Annotated in this window: 6 protein-coding genes; 4 read left to right on the plus strand and 2 right to left on the minus strand. The window is 41.9% G+C overall.

The window, feature by feature from the left end:
* Positions 1–125: 125 nt before the first annotated feature.
* The 3 genes from rpsU to LRA01S_RS10160 all read left to right on the plus strand — a co-directional run bounded on the left by rpsU (position 126) and on the right by LRA01S_RS10160 (position 2,393).
* Positions 126–302, plus strand: coding sequence for a 30S ribosomal protein S21 (gene rpsU / locus LRA01S_RS10150; RefSeq protein WP_003137442.1), 177 nt, complete (start codon positions 126–128; stop codon positions 300–302).
* Positions 303–442: 140 nt separating this feature from the next.
* Positions 443–1,069, plus strand: coding sequence for an NAD(P)-dependent oxidoreductase (locus LRA01S_RS10155; protein ID WP_061775502.1), 627 nt, complete (start codon positions 443–445; stop codon positions 1,067–1,069).
* Between the two features lie 127 nt (positions 1,070–1,196).
* Complete coding sequence (locus LRA01S_RS10160) at positions 1,197–2,393, plus strand: phosphoglycerate kinase (protein WP_061775503.1); 1,197 nt, start codon at positions 1,197–1,199, stop codon at positions 2,391–2,393.
* 290 nt (positions 2,394–2,683) lie between these two features.
* Here the strand turns inward: LRA01S_RS10160 and LRA01S_RS10165 are convergent, their stop codons facing one another.
* Complete coding sequence (locus LRA01S_RS10165; RefSeq protein ID WP_061775504.1) at positions 2,684–3,232, minus strand: hypothetical protein; 549 nt, start codon at positions 3,230–3,232, stop codon at positions 2,684–2,686.
* Positions 3,233–3,236: 4 nt separating this feature from the next.
* Complete coding sequence (locus LRA01S_RS10170; protein ID WP_061775505.1) at positions 3,237–3,710, minus strand: S-ribosylhomocysteine lyase; 474 nt, start codon at positions 3,708–3,710, stop codon at positions 3,237–3,239.
* A gap of 237 nt (positions 3,711–3,947) precedes the next feature.
* Between LRA01S_RS10170 and LRA01S_RS10175 the strand changes: the two genes are divergently transcribed.
* A complete protein-coding gene (locus LRA01S_RS10175; protein ID WP_061775506.1) occupies positions 3,948–4,802 on the plus strand; it encodes an aldo/keto reductase in 855 nt (284 codons plus the stop codon).
* Positions 4,803–4,911 lie beyond the last annotated feature (109 nt).

The raw sequence follows: 4,911 nt of genomic DNA on the forward strand, positions 1-4,911 counted from the left end.
TTTTCATTTTTGAATGATAAATATAAGCAAGTTTCCAACAAATACCTTGACTTTTACGCAAAACATGGTAAACTAACATAGTATGCTTTTGGCATAACTACGAAACGGAAAAGAGGTGAAATCCTATGTCACAAACAATCGTACGTAAAAACGAATCGCTTGACGACGCGCTTCGCCGCTTTAAACGTTCAGTAACAAAAGCTGGAACACTTCAAGAAGCTCGTAAACGCGAGCACTACGAAAAACCTTCTGTGAAACGTAAACGCAAATCAGAAGCAGCTCGTAAACGTAAAAAGTTCTAATCATTAGAATAGAAAAGCAGCCTTGGGGTTGCTTTTTTTCTTGGTCCAAAGTCGCTGAACACCTCTTTCTTTACGAACTCATCTTTTAAATGTTACAATGAAGGCAAATCAAAGCATTAAGGAAGAAAAGAGGAGCAAGCATGAAAGTCGCAGTTATCGGTGCAACAGGTCAAGCAGGCAGCTTAATCACTCAAAAATTAGTTGCTGCGGGCGCAGATGTCACAGCATTAGTAAGAAATGCCAGTCGCCTAAAAGTTGATGTGCCTGTCATCGAAAAAGATATTTTTGCCTTAACACAGGCAGATCTTGCACCATTTGATGTCATCATCGAAGCTTTTCGTGCGCCTGAAGGTCAAGAAATCCAGCACCTACAAGCCATGAGACATCTGATGAGCTTACTAGAAGGTAGCCCAACACGTCTCATTGCGGTGGGCGGGACGAGCTCACTCTATATCGATGCGACTCGCACCAAACGTCAGATTGACCTTGTTGATGTAACAGCGCCTTTCTACCCTGTCGCTAAATATATGAGTGACGCGGCCCTTGAACTCAAAGCAAGTGATCTCAACTATACTTACTTCTCACCGGCAGCCTATTTTGATCCGGCTGGCCCTGAAACGGGGGCTTACAGCTTAGCCACCGACATTTTCACGCTAAATAGGTCTGGGAAAAGTTATATCTCAATGGCAGATTTCGCAAGTGCGATGCGCGATATCGTGCTTAATGGGACGCACCAAAGGGAACATATCAGCATTTATCAAAATTAAGGGGTGAAAGTCAGGGGCAGGATTTGGCAAGCGAAAAAGTGATTAAAATGTGCCACCTGTCGGCTTTTTGTGATATAATGTACTATGTAGATTTATAGAAAACAATTTTAATGGAGGCAACAACCAAATGGCTAAACTTACTGTAAAAGACGTTGAGTTAACAGGTAAAAAAGTTCTCGTACGTGTGGACTTCAATGTACCTTTGAAAGACGGCGTGATTACAAACGATAACCGTATCACTGCAGCGTTACCAACAATCAATTACATCCTTGAACAAGGTGGACGTGCAATTCTTTTCTCTCACCTTGGTCGTGTAAAAGAAGAAGCTGATAAAGCAGGTAAATCTCTTGCACCAGTTGCAAAAGCTTTGTCTGAAAAATTGGGTAAAGAAGTTGTCTTTACTGGTACAACACGTGGTGCTGAACTTGAAGCTGCAATTGACGCGTTGAAAGACGGCGAAATCTTGCTTGTTGAAAACACACGTTTTGAAGACATCGACGGTAAAAAAGAATCTAAAAATGATCCTGAGCTTGGTAAATACTGGGCAGGTCTTGGCGATGGCATCTTCGTCAACGACGCTTTCGGTACAGCTCACCGCGCACATGCTTCAAACGTAGGTATCTCTGCTAACGTTGATAAAGCAGTTGCTGGTTTCTTGCTTGAAAACGAAATTGCTTATATCCAAGAAGCAGTTGAAGCACCAGTTCGTCCATTTGTTGCCATCCTTGGTGGTTCAAAAGTATCAGATAAAATCGGTGTCATCGAAAACCTTTTGTCAAAAGCGGACAAAGTCATCATCGGTGGTGGTATGACTTATACTTTCCTTAAAGCTCAAGGCATTGAAATCGGTGATTCACTTGTCGAAGCTGACAAATTGGATATCGCTAAAGAATTGCTTGCTAAAGCTGACGGTAAATTGATCTTGCCAGTTGACTCAAAAGAAGCTAACGCTTTTGCTGGTTACACTGAAATCAAAGATACTGAAGGCGATGCGATCGATCCTGGCTTCCTTGGCCTTGACATCGGTCCTAAATCAATCGCGAAATTTGACGCTGAATTGACAGGTGCTAAAACAGTTGTATGGAACGGACCAATGGGTGTATTTGAAAACCCTGACTTCCAAGCTGGTACTATCGGTGTTATGGATTCAATCGTTAAACAACCAGGCGTTAAATCAATCATCGGTGGTGGTGACTCAGCAGCAGCAGCCATCAACCTTGGTTACGCTGAGAAATTCTCATGGATTTCAACTGGTGGCGGCGCTTCAATGGAACTCCTTGAAGGTAAAGTCTTGCCAGGTTTGGCTTCATTGACTGAAAAATAAGCATAGATTTTAGCTAACATATTAAAAATCTCAATCACTTGATTGGGATTTTTTTGTATGAGATGATAGAAAAAAGAAGTTATGACTAAAGTCTCAGTCCTTCAAGGAAAAAAGGCTAACTAGTCAAACTAAAACGGCTAATTTTATTTTCTACCGTTCTAGGCATTTTTTCCAAAATGGATACCAATTTAGCACACTAACAGCACTTTTTACTATTTATACATTTTTTTGGCGATTCATCATGTGAATTGAATATTCTTATATTTTTTTTGTCTGAACCTGGTTTTACTTTAGTCTTTAAAAATATCAAATTTATAAACTCTATTGATTGCTTTTGCGATAAACATTGCAATATTGAAATCAATGAGTGAATGGATGAAGCCACCGATGCCCAAAATTAAAAGCAGGGAGCTAAGATTTCGTCCAGCCAGATGGCTGAAGCCAGTTGTCAAAAGAATGTAGACGATAGCGACCTCAGCTAAGGTATGAATCAAGGCAATGACAACATTGAAAATCTGGAATTTGACACCTTCCGTATAGTCGCGGTGTTTCCAGATGAAAAGAGAGCCAATGAGGGCGAAAATAACATGAGTCGCAGCGCGAAAAGTAATTTCAATCGGTAAACCAGAAATTAAGAAACCAATCGTCGAGCCAACAGCGACAATAACTGCAACAACTGGTGAAATCAACATCCCAATCATAATCGGCACGTGACTCGCAAGCGTGAAGCTGGCAGGTGGAATCACAATTTTAGGCATGACCTGCGGAATGAGAATGGCAAGTGCTGTCAAAAGCGCAGCAGTCGTAAGCATTGATAAGCGTTTGCGTGTCTGATTCATGAGATTAGATCACCTTTCTGATAAATGGATCGCTTGAGATACCGCGTTCAAGAATGAGCGCTGACCACTCTTTAGCGGTCCAAAGAGAATGGTCGCGGTAATTGCCACAAGACTCAATCGTTGTCCCAGGCACATCTGCCCATTCAACGACATTGACAATGGCTTCTAATGAAGACTTGATCACTTTAGCAATGTCTTCTGACGAATGTTCACCCCACATGATCATGTGAAAACCAGTCCGACAGCCAAATGGTGAAAAGTCAATCATGCCATCAATGCGATCGCGAATGAGACTAGCCATCAGGTGTTCAATCGTATGCAGACCTGCGGTTGGAATTTCTTGTTCGTTAGGTTGAACCAAACGAACATCAAAGTTAGTGATAACGTCCCCTTTAGGACCAGTTTCAGCTCCAATTAAGCGGACATAAGGGGCAAGGACTTTTGTGTGGTCGAGTTGGAATGATTCAACGTCTGCCATAATTTGATTCTCCTTTTTACGCCGGCGCTCCAGCCAAGCGTGGTTATTTTGATATAGGCTTAATTATACTGTAATGTGAATGTTTTGACAAGCGGAACGGCGCAAAAATCGCATTTCAAATCTTTGCACAAAAAGATAACTATACTATAATGAAAACGAGAATTGTTCAGCCTTCATCTGGGTTAATACTCATATTGCATAAGAACTTGATCGAAAGTTCAAATAAGGAGGAAACACATGGCTTTAACAGATACTTACACACTCAACAATGGTGAAAAAATTCCAGTTGTTGGTTTCGGTACTTGGCAAACACCTGACGGTGATGTCGCTGAAAAATCAGTCATCGAAGCGCTTAAAGCGGGCTACCGTCACATTGACACAGCAGCTGTCTATAAAAACGAAGCCTCAGTCGGCCGTGGCATTGCTAATTCTGGTGTCGCACGCGAAGACATCTACGTAACAACAAAAATCTGGAATAATAATACAACCTACGACGAAACAATCGCAGCGATTGATGAAAGCCTTGCCAAACTCGGTTTAGACTACGTTGATTTATTCCTCATCCATTGGTCAAATCCCGTAGCGATTCGCGAAACGATCGGCTATGAAAAAAGAAATGCTGAAGTTTGGCGTGCCTTGGAAGCAGGCGTTGCAGCTGGCAAAATCAAGTCTATCGGCGTTTCAAACTTCCGCCCACACCACATCGATGCGCTTTTGAAAACAGCGAAAATCGCACCAGTCGTTAACCAACTTTATGTGAACCCAAGTGACCAACAAGAAGAAGTTGTCGCCTATAACAAAGCCCACAACATCTTGACTCAAGCCTACTCACCACTCGGCACAGGCGAAGTCTTGAGCGTTCCAGCCTTGATCGAAATCGCTGAAAAGCATGGTAAAACACCAGCGCAAATCGCGCTGAAATGGTCACTACAAAAAGGTTACCTACCCTTACCAAAATCAGTGACACCAACACGGATCACTGAAAACGGTCAACTCTTTGACTTTGAGTTATCAGTAGGAGACATTGCAACGATTGATACCCTCCACGGTGCTACACGTATGACGAGTGACCCAGATCAAACAAACTTCTAATTGGTGACGTAAAATTTATCACACAAAGAGCTATGTGCATGGCGTATACAGCTCTTTTTTGCACTTGTTTAAGTGAATGATAAAAGTTAAAATAATATCTGTTTTTAAT

The sequence above is a fragment of the Pseudolactococcus raffinolactis NBRC 100932 genome (assembly GCF_001591765.1).
GTDB lineage: Bacteria > Bacillota > Bacilli > Lactobacillales > Streptococcaceae > Pseudolactococcus > Pseudolactococcus raffinolactis.

Bases quoted from the DNA above. Each gene is read 5' to 3' on its own strand.
- rpsU (WP_003137442.1), top strand. From the start codon at position 126: ATGTCACAAACAATCGTACGTAAAAACGAATCGCTTGACGACGCGCTT.
- LRA01S_RS10155 (WP_061775502.1), top strand. From the start codon at position 443: ATGAAAGTCGCAGTTATCGGTGCAACAGGTCAAGCAGGCAGCTTAATC.
- LRA01S_RS10160 (WP_061775503.1), top strand. From the start codon at position 1,197: ATGGCTAAACTTACTGTAAAAGACGTTGAGTTAACAGGTAAAAAAGTT.
- LRA01S_RS10165 (WP_061775504.1), bottom strand. From the start codon at position 3,232: ATGAATCAGACACGCAAACGCTTATCAATGCTTACGACTGCTGCGCTT.
- LRA01S_RS10170 (WP_061775505.1), bottom strand. From the start codon at position 3,710: ATGGCAGACGTTGAATCATTCCAACTCGACCACACAAAAGTCCTTGCC.
- LRA01S_RS10175 (WP_061775506.1), top strand. From the start codon at position 3,948: ATGGCTTTAACAGATACTTACACACTCAACAATGGTGAAAAAATTCCA.